The following is a 21,102-nucleotide window of genomic DNA, read 5'->3' on the forward strand; positions in this document are numbered from 1 at the left end:
CTTTTTTTTGCCTGTAAGACAGAAAAAACCAAAGGAGCAAATCCATGAAATCGTATCAGCGCCAGTTTATTGAGTTTGCGCTTAACAAGCAGGTACTTAAGTTTGGCGAGTTTACGCTGAAATCCGGGCGCAAAAGCCCCTATTTCTTCAACGCCGGGCTGTTTAATACCGGGCGCGATCTGGCACTGTTAGGCCGTTTTTACGCGGAAGCGCTGGTAGATTCAGGGATTGATTTTGACCTGCTGTTTGGTCCGGCCTACAAGGGCATCCCGATTGCGACCACCACGGCGGTCGCGCTGGCAGAACATCACGATCGCGATGTGCCGTACTGCTTTAACCGTAAAGAGGCCAAAACCCACGGTGAAGGCGGCAACCTGGTGGGCAGCGCGCTGCAAGGGCGCGTGATGCTGGTGGATGACGTGATCACCGCAGGCACGGCAATCCGCGAATCTATGGAGATCATTCAGGCCAACGGCGCAACGCTTGCGGGTGTGCTGATCTCTTTAGATCGTCAGGAGCGCGGGCGTGGCGAGATCTCGGCAATTCAGGAAGTGGAGCGTGACTACGGCTGCAAAGTGACCTCAATCATCACCCTGAAAGACCTGATTGCCTATCTGGAAGAGAAGCCTGAGATGGCGGATCATCTGGCGGCGGTGCGTGCGTATCGGGAAGAGTTTGGCGTTTAATTTTTTTGCCCGGTGGCGCTAGCGCTTACCGGGCCTACGGATCACTGCAACTGAGCAGCCACTAACGGCCAGCGGGCGTCAAAATCGTCCGTTGGACGATATTTGAATTCGCTGCGCACAAAGCGGGAGAGCATCCCTTCGCAGAAGGCCAGCACCTGGCTTGCCAGCAGCGTTTCGTCAGTGACATACCCTTCACCTTCGCGCATTTTTTTCTCGCGCAGCACCTGGCGCAACTGCGCTTCAATACGCTCAAAAAGCTGGTTAATGCGGCCCTGAAGTCTGTCTTGTTCAAACATCAGCGCGTGGCCAGTGAGGATGCGGGTCAAACCTGGATTACGTTCACCAAAGCCCAGAATCAACAGCACAATCAGGCGCAGACGAGCGGTAGTGTCCTTTTCGTCTTTCAGTATCAGATTGATGCGCGTGATCAGGCTGTCTTCGATGAACTCGATCAGGCTGTCAAACATGCGGGTTTTGCTGGGAAAATGACGATAGAGCGCCGCTTCAGATACGCCAACCGAGGCCGCCAGCTTTGCGGTGGTGATGCGCTGACTTCCATCGCTGGATTCAAGCATCAGAGCCAGAGACTGAAGTATTTCTTCGCGACGGTTCCTTTTCGCGGTTTGTTTTTCTGCCATGTTACAAAATACCCCTGAAAATAATCACTTGCCAGGCTGGCATCCACACAGCGACCGCAAACTGACGTCTGCGGTTTGTTATTGCATTATGGCGCTGTGGAACGCGTGTTTATCGGCGGGTTATTTACGCCCGGAGTGGCCGAAGCCGCCTTCGCCGCGGTCGGTGGCATCAAACTCTTCCACCAGATTAAATTCTGCCTGCACGACAGGTACAAAGACCATCTGTGCGATACGCTCACCCGGTTCAATGGTGAATCTGTCCTGACCGCGGTTCCAGACGGAAACCATCAGCTGACCCTGATAGTCAGAGTCGATCAGGCCGACCAGGTTACCCAGCACGATGCCGTGCTTATGGCCCAGGCCAGAGCGCGGCAGGATCACCGCTGCCAGGGACGGGTCAGCAATGTGGATTGCCAGGCCGGTCGGGAGCAGGGTGGTCGCACCCGGCGCCAGCTCTACGGCGTCATCGAGACAGGCGCGCAGGTCAAGACCGGCAGAGCCGGAGGTGGCATAGGTTGGCAGCGGGAATTGCTGGCCAACACGCGGGTCCAGAATCTTAACGTCGATTTTTTTCATCATAACGGGTAACGATCTCGTCCAGTAATTGTTGGCCCAGGAGTTCCTTGCGCTCAAGCGGTAAGACTTTATCTCCATCCTGCCAGAAAAGGTGCAGTGCGTTGCTGTCGCTGTTAAATCCCTGCGTGGACAGCGATACATCGTTCGCGCAAATCAAATCGAGGTTTTTGCGGGTACGTTTTTGCCGGGCATATTCTTCCACATTATTTGTTTCTGCGGCAAACCCAACAACGTAAGGACGATGGTTTTTTAATGCGGCGACACCGGCAACAATATCCGGGTTCTTGACCATTTTTATCGTTAATTCATCGCCTTGCTTTTTAATTTTTGCATCGGCAATGGTCTCTGCACGGTAATCAGCAACCGCCGCACAGCCGATGAAAATCGACTGATTTTGCGCGTGTGCCTGTACCGCTGCTTCCATTTCCAGCGCCGTGGTGACGTCAATACGCTGGACAAAAGGGGGTGTCGGTAATGAAACCGGGCCGCTCACCAGCGTGACGTTTGCACCGCGTTTCGCCGCCGCCGCCGCGATCGCAAAGCCCATTTTGCCGGAGCTGTGATTGGTGATGTAACGCACCGGATCCAGCGGCTCGCGCGTTGGGCCCGCGGTAATCATGATGTTGATATGTTGCAGATCGTTTACAGGCGAAAAATGGGCGGCGGCCATGTCGACAATGGTCAGCGGATCGAGCATTCGCCCCGGGCCGACATCGCCACAGGCCTGGCTGCCGCTGTCCGGCCCCCAGATCAGCAGACCGCGCGAGGCGAGCGTGTCCAGATTGTGCTGGGTGGCGGCGTTGCGATACATCTGCTGATTCATAGCAGGCACAACCGCGACCGGCGCGGGCGTTGCAAGGCAGATCGTCGAGACCAGGTCGTTCGCCATACCGGCGGCAACGCGGGCGATAAGGTCAGCGGTTGCCGGTGCCAGAATCACCAAGTCGGCCCACTTGCCGAGCTCAATATGCCCCATGGCGGCTTCGGCAGCGGGATCGAGCAGGCTATCGGATACCGGGTATCCCGACACGGCTTGCAGGCTCAGTGGAGTAATAAAGGCTTTGCCGCCTTCGGTTATCGCGACCCGCACATCGGCCCCGCGCTCGCGCAAACGGCGTACCAGCTCCGGCGCCTTATAGGCAGCGATGCCGCCGCTTACGCCAAGAACGATTTTTTTACCGGCCAGGCTCATCATGATTCTTTCCTGTTGGGTTTCACCAGAGAGCGGGCATTTTATCACAATCCAAAATGTGGGGTGCTTTTGTCCTTCGGTCACTTTGCGAGGTGTTACGCAAGAATGAAAACTGCGCGTCGAAGGCCGGGGTAGGCTGTGGCAGCATAACGGCAGACACAAGGAGACAGGGATATGGAAAGCGTTTTACCGATGCTGCCGCGTGAAAAATTGCTTAACTTTGGCGTCACGTCGCTCAGGGATGATGAACTGTTGGCCCTTTTTTTACGCACGGGAAGCCCGGGGAAGACGGTCTTTACGCTGGCGCGCGAGCTACTGCATCATTTTGGTTCGCTCTCGGGCTTGTTGACCGCCGAGCTTGCGGATTTTAAGCACGTCGAGGGCATCGGCGTGGCGAAATATACCCAGCTAAAAGCTATCGCGGAGCTGGCCCGGCGTTTTCATAGCGTGCGAATGCTGGAGGATAACCCGCTATTAACCCCTGAAATGACGCTCGATTTTCTGCAAAGCCAGCTGACGGATGCCGAACGCGAGATCTTTATGGTGATCTTTGTTGATAATAAAAATCGGGTGCTGAAACACAGCCATCTGTTCTCGGGAACGCTGAACCACGTTGAGGTGCATCCGCGAGAAATTGTGCGGGAAGCGATAAAAGTGAATGCAGCGGGCGTGATCCTCGCGCATAATCACCCGTCTGGCTGTGCGCAACCGAGCAGAGCCGACAAAGAGATCACCGCGCGCATCATCAAATGCTGTCAATTCATGGACATTCGTGTCCTTGACCATTTGATAATCGGTCGCGGTGAGTACGTTTCTTTTGCAGAACATGGTTGGATTTAGACCATTTCACGCGATCCATCGGGATCTTTGTCTGTTCGGGACTTGAGCACATCGCTGAGTCAGCGTATACTACGCCACCTTTGAGAATCTCGGGTTTGGCATTTGGGCCTGGCAATCGAGAGTTCACTTAGAACTATGCGATGACCGGGCTGTAAAGCCTGACGAGGCGCCGATACCCCATACGAAGCTCGAGCTAATTTGATTTTTGGAGAATAGACATGTCCCGAGTCTGCCAAGTTACTGGCAAGCGTCCGGTGACCGGTAACAACCGTTCCCACGCACTGAACGCGACTAAACGCCGTTTCCTGCCGAACCTGCACTCTCACCGTTTCTGGGTTGAGAGCGAGAAGCGTTTTGTCACCCTGCGTGTATCTGCTAAAGGTATGCGTGTTATTGATAAGAAAGGCATCGATACAGTTCTGTCCGAACTGCGTGCCCGTGGCGAAAAGTACTAAGTACTTAAAGAGGAAATAAATCATGGCTAAAGGTATTCGCGAGAAAATCAAGCTGGTTTCTTCTGCTGGTACAGGTCACTTCTACACCACCACGAAGAACAAACGTACTAAGCCGGAAAAACTGGAACTGAAAAAGTTCGATCCAGTTGTACGCCAGCACGTACTGTACAAAGAAGCTAAAATCAAATAATTTTAGTCTCCTTGTATTGAAAAACCCCGCATCTGCGGGGTTTTTTGCATTCTGCTTTCTGACTTTCTCAACGGAGGAACCATGCCTGAATTACCAGAGGTAGAGACCAGCCGACGCGGTATCGAACCTCACCTTGTGGGTGCGACCATTCTTCATGCTGTCGTGCGTAACGGTCGTCTTCGCTGGCCGGTTTCCGATGAGATCCATGCCTTAAGCGACAAACCGATCCTCAGCGTCCAGCGCCGCGCGAAATACCTCCTGCTGGAGTTGCCCGACGGCTGGATAATTATCCACCTGGGGATGTCCGGCAGCCTGCGCATTCTCACGGAGGAGCTGCCCGCAGAAAAGCATGACCACGTTGATCTGGTGATGAGCAATGGCAAAGTGCTGCGCTACACCGATCCGCGCCGCTTTGGCGCGTGGCTGTGGACCAAAGAGCTTGAGGGGCACAGCGTGCTGGCGCACCTGGGGCCAGAGCCGCTGTCAGAGGCGTTTAACGCACAGTACTTGCAGGCGAAGTGCGCGAAGAAGAAAACCCCGATCAAGCCCTGGCTGATGGACAACAAGCTGGTGGTGGGCGTGGGAAACATCTACGCCAGTGAATCGCTGTTTGCGGCCGGTATTCATCCTGACCGTCTGGCGTCATCGCTGTCGGCGCAGGAGTGCGAGCTGCTGGTGAGAATGATTAAAGCGGTGCTGCTGCGCTCGATTGAGCAGGGCGGGACAACGCTGAAAGACTTCCTGCAAAGCGACGGTAAGCCGGGCTATTTTGCCCAGGAGCTACAGGTTTATGGCCGTAAAGGCGAGCCGTGCAGAGTGTGTGGAACGCCGATTATTGCCACGAAGCACGCCCAGCGCGCCACGTTTTACTGTCGTAACTGCCAGAAATAACTCGGCGCAGGCCCGGTAAGCGCAGCGCCACCGGGCAATCAAAACGCTTACTGAAGCTTTGCCATCAGCGCCTGATGCACGTTTGCCGGCAGGAAATGGGTCACATCGCCGGCATGGCGCGCCACTTCTTTAACCAGCGACGATGAAATAAACGACCACTCTTTTGACGGCATCAGGAACACGCTTTCCAGCTCCGGCATCAGGTGGCGGTTCATGTGCGCCAGCTGCATTTCATACTCGAAGTCTGCCACCGCGCGTAACCCACGGATCAGGATATTAGCCTGCTGCGCACGGGCGAAATTCGCCATCAGATCGCTGAACCCGACGACCTCGACGTTCGGCAGATGGGCGATAGCTTCGGTAGCGAGAGCAACGCGCTCGTTGAGATCGAACATCGGTTTTTTGCTCGGGCTGGCGGCAATCGCCAGGATCACCGTATCGAACATGCTGGCCGCACGGGTGATGATATCAAGATGCCCGTTAGTGATGGGATCGAAGGTACCCGGATAAATCGCTTTTGTGCTCATGGCTCACGTTTTCTCTGAGTAGCCGCGGCTAAGCGCCCACAGCTCGGTATATTTGTTGAAAGTATACTGGGCATTCACCACCGCCAGTAACCAGCCCTGTTTCCCGTCCAGCACGCCGCCGCGCAGCAGCAGCGTTTTCAGAAACGCACCCAGCGTATGGGTAAAAATCCCGCCCAGCGTGGCCTTCTTGCCGCGCTGGTGACGCTCCTGCGCCCATGCGGTCGCATAGTTGAGCTGTTTACGCTGGAAGCTGGCGAAATCGCGACAGGTGAGGTGCAGCAGGTCGCCAGAGAGCGCAATCACCGGCGCGTTATCGCAGGCCAGGGATTCATGCACCAGGTTGGCGTTGTACTGATAGCGTTCGCGCTCATACAGGCGCATCACGCGATCCGGATACCAGCCGCTGTGGCGCATAAAGCGGCCCAGGAAATAGTTACGGCGCGCGATGCTGTAGACCGCCCCGGGCTGAGGCGAGGCGAGCGCGGTCTGAATGGCCTGTCGAAGCTCGGGGGTAACGCGCTCGTCGGTATCGATCATCAGCACGTAGTCGCCGGAGGCCAGGGACTGGGCGCGCTGGCGTTGAATACCGTAACCCTGCCAGTCGGTGTTACTGTGGACCTTCACACCTGCCGCGCGGGCGACCTCCACCGTGTTGTCCTCACTGCCTGAATCGAGGAGGACAATTTCGTCGGCCCAGTCCACAGAGGCCAGGCAATCGGGAAGCAGGTCGGTGGCGTTTTTGGCGATCATCACGACCGACAGACGCGTAGACATTAGTGGCTCCGCTGAGGCAGATAAGGTTGAAGAAGTTGCAGCAGACGGGTCAATGCGCCCTGGTTCTGGTGCAGCACTTCGACGGCGTGGCGGCCGTACCACAGGCGGTAATCTTCGTCGGTCAGCAGGGTTGAAACCTCTTTGACCACCGAGTCCGCGTCGGTCACGGTAATTAAGCCGTCGGCTTGCTGCAATTTAGCGCAGATATCTTTGAAGTTAAACGTGTGCGGCCCCATCAGCACCGGGATGGCGTGTGCCGCTGGCTCCAGCGGGTTATGACCGCCGCGCTCGACCAGGCTGCCGCCCACAAAGGCGAGATCCGCAATGCCGTACAGCAGCATCAGCTCGCCCATCGTATCGCCAATCACCACCTGGGTGCTGCCGGACGGGATTTCACCGCTGCTACGCAGGGTGAAGCTGAAGCCGCCTTTTTGCACCATCTCGCGGGCGTCTTTAAAACGCTCCGGGTGGCGAGGCACCAGAATCAGCAGTAAATCCGGGAATTTTTCCAGCAGCTTGCGGTGGGCCTGGAGGATGATCTCCTCTTCCCCGTCGTGGGTGCTGGTCGCGATCCAGACCTGACGACGCGGTGCCCACTGGCGACGCAGCGTGACCGCGCGGGCAGCGAGTTCAGGGGTGACCGAAATATCAAACTTCAGGCTGCCTGTGACCGCAAGCTGGTTGCGCTTCAGGCCAAGCGCCACAAAGCGCGCGGCGTCTTCTTCGTTCTGTGCGGCAATCAGCGTGATCTTGCTGAGCAGTCGGCGCATAAATTTGCCCAGCTTGCCGTAGCCCTTCGCCGAGCGCTCAGAGAGGCGGGCGTTGGCAATAACCAGCGGGATCTTACGGGCGTGAAGCGCGGAAATCATGTTTGGCCACAGCTCGGTTTCCATCACGATCACCAGCTTAGGGCTGACGGTGTTCAGGAAGCGGTTCATGGCGCAGGGCAAATCGTAAGGCAGATAGACGTGATGCACGTCTTTGCCGAATGCGGAGAGGGCGCGCTCGGAGCCGGTCGGCGTCATGGTGGTGACGGTGATCGGCAGCGACGGATAACGGTGGCGCAGGGCGCGAACCAGCGGGATCGCCGCCAGGGTTTCGCCAACAGAAACGGAGTGCAGCAAAATACCGTCCGGCACGACTTTGTTGCGGCAATAGCCATAGCGTTCAGCCCAGCGTTTTCGGTACGCAGGCGCTTTACGGCTACGAAGCAACAGTCGCAGCCACACCAGTGGCTGAATGATGTAGAGCAGGGCGGTATACAACAATTCCAAGCGATTTATCCGTTTTTTAGTTTCGGCGGGCAAATTCTAAGCATTTAGGCCAGGTAAAGCTATCTCTTATGCCAGATACCGCTTCAAACGGAAATAGCGTCGGCCCAGGCGCCAGTGCTGGCGCAGCCCGCGGGCGTTTTTCCAGATCAGCGTCCAGATGCCGCGGTCAAACAGTTCGCGGATGATTTCACGCTTTTTGCTCAGATCGCCGATATTGTTGATGGCGTGCAGGATGCCCAGACCCTCTTTGGCAATCTGCCACTGGCAGGCCGGTACACGGCGTACGGCGTCCGGGTGGCGCTTGTTAATCGCGTCCAGCATTTCGAGGATTTTCATGTAATGACGGGCGTTGCGCATACGCGTGTCGTCCGTGCCCGGCGTGTGGGAAACCGAGGCTGAATGGATCAGATAGTCGTAGAAGGTTTCGTCGGTGTACTGCACGCGTTTAGCGGTCAGCAGCACTTCGGTGGTCCACGGAATATCCTGATGGCGCAGGCCATGTTCAAAGGTGAAGCCCTGCTCTTTGATAAACGCGTGGCGATAGATATTCAGCCAGGTTACATGCAGGAACTTACGCGACGCCAGCGCGCGTTGCAGCCAGGTTGGGCCGTCCAGCACGTCGGTGGATTGCAGCTTGTCAGACGGGAAGATTTTTTTCGACGGTCTTCCGTCATCGTAGATGTAGGTGCCGTTACAGGTGGCGACGTCAAGATCGTTCTTTTTCGCCATCTCAAGCAGGCGCGGGTACATGCCCGGGTAAATCACATCATCGATGTCCGGGAAGGCAACGTATTCGCCGGTCGCCACGGCGAGGCCGGTATTACGCGCGGCAGATACGCCCTGGTTGGCCTGGTCGATGACTTTATAAAAAGGGAATTCACTGGCGTACTGCGCGATGATGGCAGCGGAGTTATCGCTTGAACCATCGTTCACAACGACGAGTTCCAGACTGTCCAGATGTTGAGCTTTGATGCTGTCGAAAAATGCGCTCAGGAATTTTTCACCGTTATATACGGCGACGACAAGGCTCAATAAAGGTGTGTCGGACATGCTTTCTCCGTTGTGTTCAGGGCAGGCCACCCATGTTGGTGATACCATTCGTGCTGTATTATATCGGGTGGATACTAAAAACATATGCCTGGAGGGACAAAGATCCCGTCGGGCGGCAAATTAGCGTCACGCTGGCGAGATTCTTAACAGGAAATGTATGCATATTGTTCACACTGAAGCAGACGGTGGTAAAGGCGGACAGCCTTTGCGCATTATTAACGAATCGTTAGGGATGATTCAGCGTGGCCATCAGGTGACCGTACTTTGCCCGGATACCGCGCCGCTCAACGCGATGGCGCGCAGTGCCGGATTAACGGTGGTCACCCTGCCGTTAAAGCGTAAAAATCTCAAAAACCTGCAACAGCTGCGCCGCTGGCTGAAGGACAACCGCCAGTCTATTGATGTAATTAACAGCCATAACTCCGCCGATACCTGGCTGGTGGCGCTGGCAAACCTGACCCTGTCGAACCCGGTGCCGCTGGTGCGAACGCGTCACGCTTCCGGCGTGCCGCGCAACAACTGGACCACCCGCTGGCTGTTCCGCAAAGCCTGCGCGCATATCGTCACTACCGGCGAGGCGCTGCGCCATCAGGTCGCGAATATCGGCGTGCCGATGTCCCAGAGCACCTCGGTGCCGAGCGGTGTCGATACGCAGCGTTTCCATCCGGCGGATAAGCACGAGGCTCGCGCCCACTGTGGCTTATCGCAGGACGATATCTGGCTTGGCGTGGTGTCGCATCTGCGCCCAAATAAAGGCCACAGCGTGCTGCTGCGTGCTCTGGCGGCGATTGATAATCCGCAGATCAAGCTGGCGATTGTCGGGGAAGGCCCGCATAGAGCGACGCTGGAACAGGAAATTGCAGCGCTGGGGCTACAGCAGCGCGTGACGATGGCGGGGCATCAGCCCGATCCGGAGCGCTGGTTCCCGGCGTTTGATATTGCCCTTAGCCCGTCGCACGACATGGAAGGGGTGCCGCAGGGCGTCTTGCAGTCGCTGGCGTCGCGGATCGCCACTATTGCCACCGATGCGGGCGGCACGGGGGATGCGGTGATTAACGGTCAGACGGGGATCTTGATCGCGCAGCGCGATGAAAAAGCGCTGCACGATGCGATTGTGACGCTCTGTGATGACGCGGCGCTTCGTGAGACGCTGGCGCAGCAGGGTTACGATTACCTGACCACTCACTTCACCCGCGAATGTATGCTCGACGCAATGGAGAAGGTTTTCTCCGATGCGGCTCAGCGCAGCAGATCGCGATAAAGCGCCTGTAGCTCTTTTGCCATCCGCTCCAGAGTATAAGGTTCAGCCGTTGCGCGCGCGGCGGCTGAATAGTTAACCCCCTCACTGCGCCCCTTGAGCCAGCTGGCGATCGCATCTTGATAGCCGGTGCTGTCCAGCGCGTCGCGCACCCAGCCGTTTTCTCCCTCGATTATCCACTCCGCCGCGCCGCAGCCGTGGCTGGTCAGCAGCGGCAGACCGCAGGCCAGCGCCTCGACGCAGACGTTCGGGAACGGATCGTAAAGCGTTGGGAGGATCAGCGCGTCCGCCGTGCCATACACCTCGCGCACGTCGGAAACCGGGCCGAGGAAGCGCACGCGCGCTGCCACGCCAAGCGTCTGCGCCAGCTTTTCGAACTTCCGCGCATGTTTGTCCCGCCCGGCAACCAGCAGCCAGACGTCCGGGTGCGGCACGATAGCGCGCAGCGCGGTGGCAACGCCTTTACGGCTAAAACCAGAGCCGACATACGCCAGCACCGGAGCACTCTCGAGGATACCGAGCGCGCTGCGCTGCGAACGCGCGCGCACGTCGGGGCTGAAATGCGCCGTGTCCACGCCGTTGTAGATCACCGTCAGCCTGTCATCCGTCAGCGCGAAGCGGCGGGCGATATCGTCGCGCACCATCTTCGAGTTGCAGATCACGGTGCGCAGCTGCGGATGGGTAAACATCTGCGCTTCGGCCTGCAAAATGTAGCGGTGATAGCGGCTGAAGGACTGCGTCCAGCGCGCCAGCGGCGACAGGATGCGGCCATACTGCTCAAGCCAGGTGGCGTGAACGCCGTCGCCCGCGCGGAAGATGGTCGCGCCGGGAATGCGCTCGTGGCTTTGCACAATATCGAACTGCGCAAAATGCGAGGCCGCTTCCGCCGCAAAGCCGGATTCCCGGGCGATGCGGTTACGAAACGGCGGATTGACCGTCAGGGTTTTCCAGCCGGAGGCGTCTTCCCACTGGCGGGCGATCAGCGTGACGTCGAGGGACGTATCCTGCGCCAGCACGTTCAGCGCGCGGGAGACAAACCGCTCCGCGCCGCCGTTGGGGTTGTAGGTCTGTCGGACGATAGCCAGCTTCATGCCGGAGCGTCCAGCAGCAGCGTGTCGATGGCGCTTAATACCTGCTGCGGGGTAATGGCGGTGATGCAGTCAGACACGCCGCTGTCGCCGCAGCCCGCTTTACCGCAGGGCTGGCAGGTAAACCCGGCGGTGATGACGCGATAGTTCACGCCCCACGGCGCCCACTTAATCGCTCCGGTCGGGCCAAAGATGGCGACCGTCGGCGTACCCACCGCGCTGGCCAGGTGCATCGGCATGGAGTCCACGCCGAAGTAAATCCGCGCGTGCTTCATCAGGGCGCCCAGCTCTTTCAGGTTCAGCTGACCGCTTAAATCAAACACCGGCTGGGTGAGCGCAGCGCGCAGCGCGTCCATGTAGGCCTGCTCTTCTTTCGACGGTGCCGCAGAAAGAACAATCGGCAGGCCGCGTGCCGCTAAATTATCAATCGTGGCGGCCAGCTTGTTGATATCCCAGGCTTTAAACATCCAGCGCGAGGTCGGATGCACCAGAATGTAGGATTTGCTCGCAAGGCCGAAAGCCGCCAGCTTTTCCGCCACGGAGGCTTCGGCGGCCTCGCCCGGCACAAACAGGGTGTGTTTGTCTTCGTCGGACTGCGGATGGATGCCGATGCGGCGCAGGGCGTCCAGGTTCACTTCAACCATATGGCGGCTGTTGTCCTGAATCGCCGGGTAGAGCGTGGTGAAGGATTTCACCCAGCGACGACGCGCCAGGCCGCCGCGTTTGTCCGGCTTAAAGCCCACGGAGACGCGCGGCTTAAGGCGACGCGCCAGACGCGCCCCGTGCCAGTGTTCGGTCAGGTTGATCAGCACGTCGTACTGACGGCCTTTCAGGGTGTTTACCAGCGCGCGGTACAGACGGAACTGCTCGAACCAGCCCTTCTTGCGCCAGTTGCGGCCAATAGTATGCACTTGATCGATATACGGATGGCTGGTCAACATCGCCTGGGTGTCGTCATACACCAGGGCGTCGACCTCAACGTTAGGCCAGTTCTTCTTCAGCACGGTAAACACCGGTGAAGTCAGCAACACGTCACCGTGGTGACGCAGCTTAATAATCAGCACGCGCTTCGGTGGGCGCTCCGCTGAGAAAAAATCAGACATAGGCTCTCTCTGCTGCCAGCAAAGGCTCTAATTGCGCAAATACCGCAGCGGCGCTGAGGTCGCTCAGCTGCGATGAATGTTCCGGGCGGCAGATATATTGATTTTTTCCATAGCCGCCGATAAGGCCCGGGTCCGTGGGGCCGTAAAGCGTAATATTAGGTCTGTCCAGCGCCGCCGTCAGGTGGCTCAGGCCGGTATCGACAGAGACTACTGCCGCTGCGCCAGCCAGCTCCTGCGCCACGCCGTCGAGCTTCATGCGCGGCAGGACGTCCACGAAATCAAAGCCTTCCGCAAGGCGCTTTGCGCGCGCTTCTTCGTGCGGCGCACCCCACGGGAGCTTGATGCGCAGGCCAGACGTGCTCAGCAGGCCGATAAGCTCGCGCCAGTGGGCTTCCGGCCAGTGTTTATCGTCGCGCGTAGTGGCGTGCAGAAAAATGAGATAAGGCGCGGCTTCTTGCTTCGAAGGGTGGAGAAAATGCTGCGATATTGCGTAATCGCCCTGGGTTTCGGGTTTCGCATAGCCGAGGCTTTTGGCAAACAGCTCCCGGGTGCGTTCCACGGCGTGCTGCTGCTTTGCAATGTGGTGACGGCGGTTGTAGAACAGGCTCGCCAGCGGTTCGCGGGCGCTTTGCCAGTCCATGCCGTGCTTTACGCCGTGCGCCAGACGCGTCACAAGCGCCGCGCTTTTCACCAGCCCCTGCGCGTCGATAATCGCATCGTAACGCTCTGCCTGCACCGCTTCGCGAAAGGCGTTGCGCTCGGCTTTAATCGGGGCGGAGAACCAGGCTTTGCGCCAGCGGCGGATCGCTACCGGGATCGCGCGGTCGACCGCGTCGTGCCAGGTGGGGATCTGCGCGAAGCCCTCTTCCACCACCCAGTCAAAACGAATGCCGGGGATGGCCCGCATGGCGTCCGTCAGCGACGGCAGCGTATGCAGAACATCGCCCATCGAAGAGGTTTTAACGATCAATACCCGCATCCGTTATCCTTCTTCGCTCAACAGCAGTTCGTTGAGTTCTTCGAGCACGCGCTCGGGCGTGATGTCGATCAGGCTCTGATGATAGCCTTCTGCTGCGTCCCCTTTACGCACCTTGTGATAGCCGGTGATAAGGCGGATCACGCGCGCTTTGTGCGACAGCGGTGGGGTGAAGTCCGGGCTGCTAGGGCCATACAGGGCAACCAGCGGGCGGTTAAGCGCGGCGGCAACGTGCATCAGACCGGAATCGTTGGTGACCACGGCTTTACAGGCACCGATCAGAATGACCGCCTGCTCCAGCTGGGTCTCCCCGGCGAGATTGCGGCACCAGGCCTGCTGCTCAATACTCAGCGCGGCCAGGATTTCGTTACCCGCGTCGTGATCTTTCGCAGAGCCGAACAGGACAATCTGATGGCCTTCGTCAATCAGCTGCTTCGCCAGCTCGGCGTAGTGATAGTGCGGCCAGCGCTTCGCCGGGCCGAACTCGGCGCCAGGGCAGAAGCCGATCATCGGGCGTTCAGACGACAGTCCAAACGCGTTGCAGGTCTGGGATTTTTCGCCGTCGTTTACCTGAAGCTGCGGCCACAGCAGCGGCTGCGGCAGATCCTTCGCGCTGCGCATCACGCCTTTGTCGTAGGCCAGCGCCACGTAGCGCTCCACCATCAGCGGCCAGGCCTCTTTATCCAGCACGCGGGCGTCGTTCAGCAGGCCGTAGCGCATTTCGCCGCGCCAGCCGGTGCGATGCGGAATGCCCGCAAAGAAAGGGACTAACGCGGATTTAAACGAATTAGGCAGGACATACGCGCGGTCGTAGCGCTTATCGCGCAGGCTAAGGCCGAGCTTGCGGCGTTCGCCAATTTCCAGCGCCCCGTGGCCGAGCGGCATGGGGATCGCGTCGTTGACTTCCGGCATACGCGACAGCAGCGGACGGCACCATGCGGGTGCCATCACGTCGATTATCGCCTGGGGATAGCGCGCCTTGAGCGTGCGATAGAGACTTTGCGACATCATCATGTCGCCCACCCATGACGGGCCGATCACCAGTATCCTCATTGGTTGTCTGCCTTACGCGTCGCGGTTCAGCCAGGCCATATACTCCGTTACGCCTTCGGCAACGGTCTTGAACGGCTTGTCGTAACCTGCTGCGCGCAGATTGGTCAGATCGGCCTGAGTGAACGCCTGGTAGCGGCCTTTGAGCTTGTCAGGGAACGGAATGTACTCGATGCTGCCTTTTTTGTGGTATGCCAGCGTCGCGTCTGCCACCGCCTGGAAGGACTCCGCGCGGCCCGTGCCCAGGTTGAAGATGCCGGACACGCCATTTTCCCAGAACCACAGGTTGACTGCGGCAACGTCGCCCACGTAGACGAAGTCACGCTTGAAGCCGTCGCTGCCTTCGAACAGTTTCGGGCTTTCGCCGTTGTTCAGCTGGGTGTTCAGATGGAACGCCACGCTCGCCATGCTGCCTTTATGGCCTTCGCGCGGCCCGTAGACGTTGAAGTAGCGGAAGCCGACAATCTGCGAATTCGCTTCTGGCAGGACCTGACGCACATACTCGTCGAACAGGAACTTGGAGTAGCCGTAAACGTTCAGCGGCTGCTCGTATTCGCGGGATTCGATGAAGTCAGAGGTACGCCCGCCGTAAGTGGCCGCCGATGAGGCGTACAGGAACGGAATTTCACGCTCCAGGCAGTAGTGCAGGATCTCTTTGGAGTACTGATAGTTGTTATCCATCATGTACTTGCCGTCCCACTCGGTGGTGGAAGAGCACGCGCCTTCGTGGAAGATGGCTTCAATGTCGCCGAACTCTTCACCTGCCATAATCTGGATAAGGAAGTCTTCTTTATCCATGTAATCAGCGATGTTCAGATCGACCAGGTTTACAAATTTGGTGCCGTCTTTCAGGTTGTCCACCACCAGGATGTCGGTGATGCCTTTGTCATTGAGCGCTTTAACAATGTTGCTGCCGATAAAGCCCGCGCCGCCGGTAACGATGATCATAACTGTAACCTTTGAAGTGTGGAGCCCGGGGACAATCCCGGACGCTAATGTTTCTATCATATCATTAGTATGGCTGGCCTTCAGCCATTCACCGATATGCAGCAGGGGTACACGTGATTTATGCTGCAAAAACGACAAGAGATAATGTGTCATCTCGTCAGGAAGTATAGGTTTGGGTAATATGTGCCGAAATTTGCCGAGTCTGGAGAATTGCAATGCGTGGTGATTTTTACAAACAGTTAAACAGCGACCTGGACACCGCACGTGCGGAAGGGTTGTTCAAAGAAGAGCGCATTATCACGTCTGCGCAGCAGGCGGATATCACCGTTGCCGACGGCAGCCACGTGATCAACTTTTGCGCGAACAACTATTTAGGTCTTGCGAATCACCCTGAGCTGATTGCCGCGGCGAAAAACGGCATGGACACCCACGGTTTTGGGATGGCCTCCGTGCGCTTTATCTGCGGTACCCAGGACAGCCACAAGCAGCTGGAGCAAAAGCTGGCGAGCTTCTTAGGCATGGAAGATGCGATCCTGTACTCCTCCTGCTTCGACGCCAACGGCGGTCTGTTTGAGACCCTGCTGGGCGCAGAAGACGCGATTATCTCCGACGCCCTGAACCACGCCTCCATCATCGACGGCGTGCGTCTGTGCAAAGCGAAGCGTTTCCGCTACGCCAACAACGATATGGTCGAGCTGGAAGCGCGCCTGAAAGAGGCCCGTGAAGCGGGTGCTCGCCACGTGCTGATCGCCACCGACGGCGTGTTCTCGATGGACGGCGTGATCGCCAACCTGAAGGGCGTGTGCGACCTGGCGGACAAATACGATGCGCTGGTGATGGTCGATGACTCTCACGCGGTCGGTTTTGTCGGTGAAAACGGCCGTGGCTCCCACGAATACTGCGACGTGATGGGCCGCGTGGACATCATCACCGGTACGCTGGGCAAAGCCCTCGGCGGCGCGTCCGGCGGCTATACCGCCGCGCGTAAAGAGGTGGTTGAGTGGCTGCGCCAGCGCTCCCGTCCGTATCTGTTCTCCAACTCCCTGGCGCCGGCTATCGTTTCTGCCTCTATCAAAGTGCTGGAGATGGTGGAGTCAGGCGCTGAGCTGCGCGATCGTCTGTGGTCGAACGCCCGTCTGTTCCGCGAAAAAATGAGCGCCGCAGGGTTCACCCTCGCCGGTGCCGATCACGCGATCATCCCGGTGATGCTGGGCGATGCGGTCGTGGCGCAGCAGTTTGCCCGCGAGCTGCAAAAAGAGGGGATTTACGTCACCGGATTCTTCTTCCCGGTGGTGCCAAAAGGTCAGGCGCGTATCCGCACCCAGATGTCTGCGGCGCATTCGCCTGAACAAATTGAACGTGCGGTGGAAGCCTTCACCCGCATCGGCAAACAGCTGGGCGTCATTGCCTGAGGACGTATGATGAAAGCGTTATCCAAACTGAAAGCGGAAGAAGGGATTTGGATGACCGACGTGCCGGAGCCGGAAGTCGGTCATAACGATCTGCTGATCAAAATTCGTAAAACCGCGATTTGCGGGACTGACGTGCATATCTACAACTGGGACCAGTGGTCGCAGAAGACCATTCCGGTGCCGATGGTTGTCGGTCATGAATACGTCGGCGAAGTGGTCGGCATTGGTCAGGAAGTGAAGGGCTTTAAGATTGGCGATCGCGTGTCTGGCGAAGGCCACATCACCTGCGGCCACTGCCGTAACTGTCGCGGCGGTCGCACGCACCTGTGCCGCAACACCGTGGGCGTGGGCGTTAACCGTCCGGGCTGTTTCGCAGAATACCTGGTGATCCCGGCGTTTAACGCGTTCAAAATCCCGGACAACATCTCTGACGATCTGGCCTCTATCTTTGACCCGTTCGGCAACGCGGTACACACGGCGCTCTCCTTCGACCTGGTGGGTGAAGACGTGCTGGTTTCCGGCGCGGGCCCGATCGGCATTATGGCCGCAGCGGTGGCGAAACATGTCGGCGCGCGCAACGTTGTGATCACCGACGTGAACGAGTACCGCCTGTCGCTGGCGCGCAAAATGGGCGTTACCCGCGCGGTGGACGTGTCTAAAGAGAGCCTGTCCGACGTGATGGAAGAGCTGGGCATGACCGAAGGCTTTGACGTGGGTCTGGAGATGTCGGGTGCGCCACCGGCGTTCCGTACCATGCTCGACACCATGAACCACGGTGGCCGTATCGCGATGCTGGGTATTCCACCGTCAGATATGTCTATCGACTGGAACAAGGTCATCTTTAAAGGTCTGTTCATCAAAGGCATCTATGGCCGCGAGATGTTCGAAACCTGGTACAAGATGGCGGCGCTGATCCAGTCTGGTCTGGATCTGTCTCCTATCATCACCCATCGTTTCTCCATCGATGAGTTCCAGCAGGGCTTTGACGCAATGCGTTCAGGGCAGTCCGGTAAAGTGATTTTGAGCTGGGATTAATGGTATTTCTGGCACCCGAATTGCCGGGTGCCATAACGGTTTTAGTGGTTTGACTTTGCCCGGGTTACTTGTTAACTTCTGGCGAATTTTTCTCCATTCTGTCTTCTCCGCGCGGACATCTTTTGCAGTCGAATCGATTTCGTCAGGAAAGCATTGTCCAGGCTTATCAGGTCATTATGTCCACACTGTTTTCTCAAAAACTGGTTTCTACACCTGCCCGTTTCACGACCCTTGTGTCTGTCTTCATTTCGCTGCTAATAGTTATTGGCGTTAATATTCTCAATGCTAAATATAATGCCGTGATTAACAGAACCCTGGTGTTCTTATTAATCGTGCTGACGCTCAAGTGCATCAATAATAAATTTATTAGAAACGTTCTGGCGGCCGTTTTATTAATTCCGGTGGCGGCAGATGTTACGCTTCAGTTATATGCGTGGAACAATTTTAATTCCTCATTCAGCTATGGATTTGCTCTCAGCGTGTTAAATACCACGCCCGGTGAAGCAAGCTCGATGCTGGGACTGTACTGGCGAGACTGCCTGACCTTCATGGCAATCTCCGCGCTGTTCATCTTAACCGCCAACACCGGCTGGTGGCCCATAGCGCCGCGTTTTCGCCGCTGGCCGGGCATTGCCCTGGTCCTGACGCTGCTCGCCTTTTTCGGCCAGGCCTTGCAGCACCAGCTGCGCAAAAGCAGCGTTGAAAGTCTGACCCAGCGCGTAGTGCAGGCAACGCCCGTCAGCACCGCGAAAGTGTTTATGCAGGCGATAGAAGATAACGCGGTGGTTGCCAATATCGGCAATAACATCCCTGATTACAAAATTACCCTCACGGACACCGGTATTGATAACTACGTGCTGATTGTGGGGGAGTCTGAACGCACGGCGAACATGAGCATTTACGGTTATCCACGCGATACCACGCCGGAGCTTATCAAGCAGAAACCGCAGCTTTTACTGTTCCGCAATGCCGTAACGCCAGCCCCCGTGACCATTATGGCCGTGCCGCTTGCCCTGACGGCGGATACTGTGAGCGGTCGCGATCCGCACAAGTACAGCGATAACGTAATTAATATCGCCAATAAAGCGGGATATGACACCTACTGGTTCAGCCGCCAGGGGAAAGGCGGGGCGCATAACAACGTCATTACCGGTATCGCCATGAATACAAAAGAACATCAGTGGCTGGACGGGGGTTACGACGAAGATCTGCTGCCGTTGCTGGATGCGGCGCTGAAAAAGCCGGGCAAGAAGGTGATCGTGTTGCATTTGTACGGCAGCCACGAGCCAGCCTGTCGTCGTTTCCCGGCCAACCAGGCGGTTCTGCATGGGGATAACGAAGCCGACGACTGTTACGACAATTCCGTGCGCTATACGGATACCCTGATGGGGAATATCTTCCGCACTCTGGAAAACTCCCGCTCGTCGGTGATGTATTTCTCCGATCACGGGCTGGTGCGCGACCCGCAGCGGTCGGTGGTCTACTCTCACGGTAACGTTAATCCGCCGAGAGAAGCGCTGCATATCCCGATGTTTATCTGGTATGGTCAGCAGGTTGATTCTAAAAACAAAATGACTGGCGATTACGACAAGCCATGGTCCGCTGACGATGTGAATACGCTTGCGGAACTGTGGTTGGGTATTCATCGCCAGGGTGAACCGGTGAATACCGTTCAGTCATGGCTGGCGGGTTACGATAAAAATGTGACCGTGCTGGATACCATCGGTAAGTCGTATGAATGGCGCAATATTCGTTAACACTGGTGCGATCAACAAACGTAACGGGATATGCTAGCCTGTTTTTACTTTCAGTAAATGGAATGATGATGAGTAATTTAACTTTAGATAAGACCCAGAATTATTTAATTCAGATATTGTTCGGGTTGTGCGCTATTGCATTTGGGTGTGTCATTATTTCGCCTAATACATCCATTAAAGTTTTCAGCATCGCCGGATTTGTGGCGCTGGTGGCTTTTTTACTGGATATTAAGAACTTCAGAAAAAATGACGCCTTTTGGCTTTGCCTGGTTCTTCTGCTTATTGGGCTGAGCGATCTTGCCTGGTACAGAATGTTTAAAGTTGAGGACAGTCAGGCGATTAACTCTTACCGTTCCTATCTGGAAGTGGGAAAAATCTGTTTATTTGGCGCCTTCTCGCTGTTCGTTTTTGCTAACAGGAGCCAGATTAAAATCGGAAACAATAAGATCCATGTGCTGCTGGCCGTACTGCTTCAAATAATGATTATTGTTTATGCAGGCTATCAGCATTTTATTGAGGAAAGTCAGCGAGTCAACCTGGCTCTGAAAGGCGGTACCAACGCTACCGGGGCGGCTTACACCATCGCGTTTATCTCTTTCTATACCATCCTCGTCTTGCAGCACAGCACCTCAAAATGGAAGACGCTGGGCATCATGGCGCACTTCTTCATTACCTTCCTGATATTAGTGGCGACGGAAACCCGCGCGGCTATCGTCGCCTACCCGGTGATTTTCTTTGGCCTGTTGGTAGTGAAGTTCTATAAAGAAAAGCACATTCCCTGGCGCGGTATTGGCGTGCTTGTCCTCGCGTTGATGGCGGGAATGTATATGATGAAAAACAGTTTGATTCAGCGTTACAACGACCTGAACAACGATATCGTTGCGTATGATAAAGACAACAGTACCACCTCCGTTGGTGCGCGTTTTGCAATGTGGGAAACCGGCCTGGCAGCAGCCAAAGACAACTATTTTTGGCAGTCGACAGATACCCGTAATGAAAAAATTCGGGAAGAGGTCAAAAAAGACCCAAGCCTGGCGGGTGCGTTAGACCATATGCGTGGTCATTTGCATAACGAAGTGGTTGAAACGCTCTCACTAAAAGGTCCATCTGGATTACTGCTTTATATTCTTTTTGTTATTTCTCTTGCGTGGTACGCACTCCGTAAATTGAACAGCGTTATTCTGTGCGCATTTTTAGCCTCATTAATTATGTTCGGTCTCAGCGGCGTAATGTTCTATTCTAAAACCACGCCGGTTGCCTGGATGCTGACGCTTATTATGTCGGTAGTATTCCTGCAACAAAACAGAGATCGGGAAGTCATAAAGTAATCGTTTTGATTATCCACCAGGAAAAAGGTATTCTCCTGGTGGATAATGTCATTT

At 56.6% G+C, this 21,102-nt stretch carries 22 protein-coding genes; 10 read left to right on the forward strand and 12 right to left on the reverse strand.

Annotation, left to right across the window (positions count from 1 at the left end):
• Positions 1 to 44: 44 nt before the first annotated feature.
• Positions 45 to 686 (forward strand): orotate phosphoribosyltransferase, encoded by a 642-nt coding sequence (pyrE, locus tag ACSVHP_RS11710; RefSeq protein ID WP_120158955.1) that lies wholly within the window; start codon positions 45 to 47, stop codon positions 684 to 686.
• 41 nt (positions 687 to 727) lie between these two features.
• On the opposite strand, the gene slmA is transcribed toward pyrE, so the two are convergent.
• From slmA to coaBC, 3 genes are all read right to left on the reverse strand, one after another.
• On the reverse strand, positions 728 to 1,324 hold the full coding sequence (gene slmA / locus ACSVHP_RS11715) for a nucleoid occlusion factor SlmA (protein ID WP_234674151.1): 597 nt from the start codon (positions 1,322 to 1,324) through the stop codon (positions 728 to 730).
• Positions 1,325 to 1,444: 120 nt separating this feature from the next.
• Positions 1,445 to 1,903, reverse strand: a complete 459-nt coding sequence (dut, locus tag ACSVHP_RS11720) for a dUTP diphosphatase (protein ID WP_447552003.1) — start codon at positions 1,901 to 1,903, stop codon at positions 1,445 to 1,447.
• Positions 1,881 to 3,092 (reverse strand): bifunctional phosphopantothenoylcysteine decarboxylase/phosphopantothenate--cysteine ligase CoaBC, encoded by a 1,212-nt coding sequence (gene coaBC / locus ACSVHP_RS11725; RefSeq protein WP_447552041.1) that lies wholly within the window; start codon positions 3,090 to 3,092, stop codon positions 1,881 to 1,883. The genes dut and coaBC overlap by 23 nt, the downstream gene beginning before the upstream one ends.
• A 174-nt stretch (positions 3,093 to 3,266) precedes the next feature.
• Here coaBC and radC point away from each other — a divergent pair, with 174 nt between their 5' ends.
• The 4 genes from radC to mutM all read left to right on the forward strand — a co-directional run bounded on the left by radC (position 3,267) and on the right by mutM (position 5,468).
• Complete coding sequence (radC, locus tag ACSVHP_RS11730; RefSeq protein ID WP_234674153.1) at positions 3,267 to 3,932, forward strand: RadC family protein; 666 nt, start codon at positions 3,267 to 3,269, stop codon at positions 3,930 to 3,932.
• A gap of 218 nt (positions 3,933 to 4,150) precedes the next feature.
• Complete coding sequence (gene rpmB / locus ACSVHP_RS11735) at positions 4,151 to 4,387, forward strand: 50S ribosomal protein L28 (RefSeq protein WP_002436699.1); 237 nt, start codon at positions 4,151 to 4,153, stop codon at positions 4,385 to 4,387.
• Between the two features lie 22 nt (positions 4,388 to 4,409).
• Positions 4,410 to 4,577 (forward strand): 50S ribosomal protein L33, encoded by a 168-nt coding sequence (gene rpmG / locus ACSVHP_RS11740; RefSeq protein WP_003024094.1) that lies wholly within the window; start codon positions 4,410 to 4,412, stop codon positions 4,575 to 4,577.
• 81 nt (positions 4,578 to 4,658) lie between these two features.
• Positions 4,659 to 5,468, forward strand: coding sequence for a bifunctional DNA-formamidopyrimidine glycosylase/DNA-(apurinic or apyrimidinic site) lyase (gene mutM / locus ACSVHP_RS11745; RefSeq protein WP_447552004.1), 810 nt, complete (start codon positions 4,659 to 4,661; stop codon positions 5,466 to 5,468).
• Positions 5,469 to 5,515: 47 nt separating this feature from the next.
• Here mutM and coaD read toward each other — a convergent pair whose 3' ends face one another.
• The 4 genes from coaD to ACSVHP_RS11765 form a co-directional block, all read right to left on the reverse strand.
• Positions 5,516 to 5,995, reverse strand: coding sequence for a pantetheine-phosphate adenylyltransferase (gene coaD, locus ACSVHP_RS11750; protein WP_447552005.1), 480 nt, complete (start codon positions 5,993 to 5,995; stop codon positions 5,516 to 5,518).
• A gap of 3 nt (positions 5,996 to 5,998) precedes the next feature.
• Positions 5,999 to 6,769 carry a glycosyltransferase family 2 protein gene (locus ACSVHP_RS11755; protein WP_447552006.1) on the reverse strand — a complete coding sequence of 257 codons (771 nt, stop codon included), beginning with the start codon at positions 6,767 to 6,769 and terminating at the stop codon, positions 5,999 to 6,001.
• Positions 6,769 to 8,043 carry a lipid IV(A) 3-deoxy-D-manno-octulosonic acid transferase gene (gene waaA, locus ACSVHP_RS11760; protein ID WP_234674157.1) on the reverse strand — a complete coding sequence of 425 codons (1,275 nt, stop codon included), beginning with the start codon at positions 8,041 to 8,043 and terminating at the stop codon, positions 6,769 to 6,771. The genes ACSVHP_RS11755 and waaA overlap by 1 nt, the downstream gene beginning before the upstream one ends.
• A 66-nt stretch (positions 8,044 to 8,109) precedes the next feature.
• Positions 8,110 to 9,093, reverse strand: a complete 984-nt coding sequence (locus tag ACSVHP_RS11765) for a glycosyltransferase (RefSeq protein WP_234674158.1) — start codon at positions 9,091 to 9,093, stop codon at positions 8,110 to 8,112.
• 157 nt (positions 9,094 to 9,250) lie between these two features.
• On the opposite strand from ACSVHP_RS11765, the gene ACSVHP_RS11770 reads away from it, so the two are divergent.
• Positions 9,251 to 10,354 carry a glycosyltransferase family 4 protein gene (locus tag ACSVHP_RS11770; RefSeq protein WP_417313610.1) on the forward strand — a complete coding sequence of 368 codons (1,104 nt, stop codon included), beginning with the start codon at positions 9,251 to 9,253 and terminating at the stop codon, positions 10,352 to 10,354.
• On the opposite strand, the gene ACSVHP_RS11775 is transcribed toward ACSVHP_RS11770, so the two are convergent.
• From ACSVHP_RS11775 to rfaD, 5 genes are read right to left on the reverse strand one after another with little or no spacing between them, the layout of a single operon-like run.
• Positions 10,333 to 11,442 carry a glycosyltransferase family 4 protein gene (locus tag ACSVHP_RS11775; protein WP_447552007.1) on the reverse strand — a complete coding sequence of 370 codons (1,110 nt, stop codon included), beginning with the start codon at positions 11,440 to 11,442 and terminating at the stop codon, positions 10,333 to 10,335. The two genes, ACSVHP_RS11770 and ACSVHP_RS11775, sit on opposite strands and share 22 nt — an antisense overlap.
• Positions 11,439 to 12,542, reverse strand: coding sequence for a putative lipopolysaccharide heptosyltransferase III (gene rfaQ, locus ACSVHP_RS11780; protein WP_447552008.1), 1,104 nt, complete (start codon positions 12,540 to 12,542; stop codon positions 11,439 to 11,441). Before rfaQ ends, ACSVHP_RS11775 begins: the two co-directional genes overlap by 4 nt.
• On the reverse strand, positions 12,535 to 13,521 hold the full coding sequence (gene rfaC / locus ACSVHP_RS11785) for a lipopolysaccharide heptosyltransferase RfaC (protein ID WP_417313607.1): 987 nt from the start codon (positions 13,519 to 13,521) through the stop codon (positions 12,535 to 12,537). Before rfaC ends, rfaQ begins: the two co-directional genes overlap by 8 nt.
• A 3-nt stretch (positions 13,522 to 13,524) precedes the next feature.
• Entirely contained in the window at positions 13,525 to 14,571 is a 1,047-nt protein-coding gene (gene rfaF / locus ACSVHP_RS11790) for an ADP-heptose--LPS heptosyltransferase RfaF (protein WP_234674163.1), read from the reverse strand.
• A gap of 12 nt (positions 14,572 to 14,583) precedes the next feature.
• Positions 14,584 to 15,516: an ADP-glyceromanno-heptose 6-epimerase gene (rfaD, locus tag ACSVHP_RS11795; RefSeq protein WP_234674164.1), complete on the reverse strand. Its 933-nt coding sequence runs from the start codon at positions 15,514 to 15,516 to the stop codon at positions 14,584 to 14,586.
• A gap of 215 nt (positions 15,517 to 15,731) precedes the next feature.
• On the opposite strand from rfaD, the gene kbl reads away from it, so the two are divergent.
• From kbl to ACSVHP_RS11815, 4 genes are all read left to right on the forward strand, one after another.
• Entirely contained in the window at positions 15,732 to 16,928 is a 1,197-nt protein-coding gene (gene kbl, locus ACSVHP_RS11800) for a glycine C-acetyltransferase (protein ID WP_182946169.1), read from the forward strand.
• 9 nt (positions 16,929 to 16,937) lie between these two features.
• Positions 16,938 to 17,963, forward strand: coding sequence for an L-threonine 3-dehydrogenase (gene tdh, locus ACSVHP_RS11805; protein ID WP_234674165.1), 1,026 nt, complete (start codon positions 16,938 to 16,940; stop codon positions 17,961 to 17,963).
• Between the two features lie 176 nt (positions 17,964 to 18,139).
• Complete coding sequence (locus ACSVHP_RS11810; RefSeq protein ID WP_447552009.1) at positions 18,140 to 19,720, forward strand: sulfatase-like hydrolase/transferase; 1,581 nt, start codon at positions 18,140 to 18,142, stop codon at positions 19,718 to 19,720.
• Between the two features lie 68 nt (positions 19,721 to 19,788).
• On the forward strand, positions 19,789 to 21,048 hold the full coding sequence (locus ACSVHP_RS11815) for an O-antigen ligase family protein (RefSeq protein ID WP_234674167.1): 1,260 nt from the start codon (positions 19,789 to 19,791) through the stop codon (positions 21,046 to 21,048).
• Positions 21,049 to 21,102: the final 54 nt, after the last annotated feature.

It is taken from the genome of Enterobacter sp. 186315, assembly GCF_053290175.1.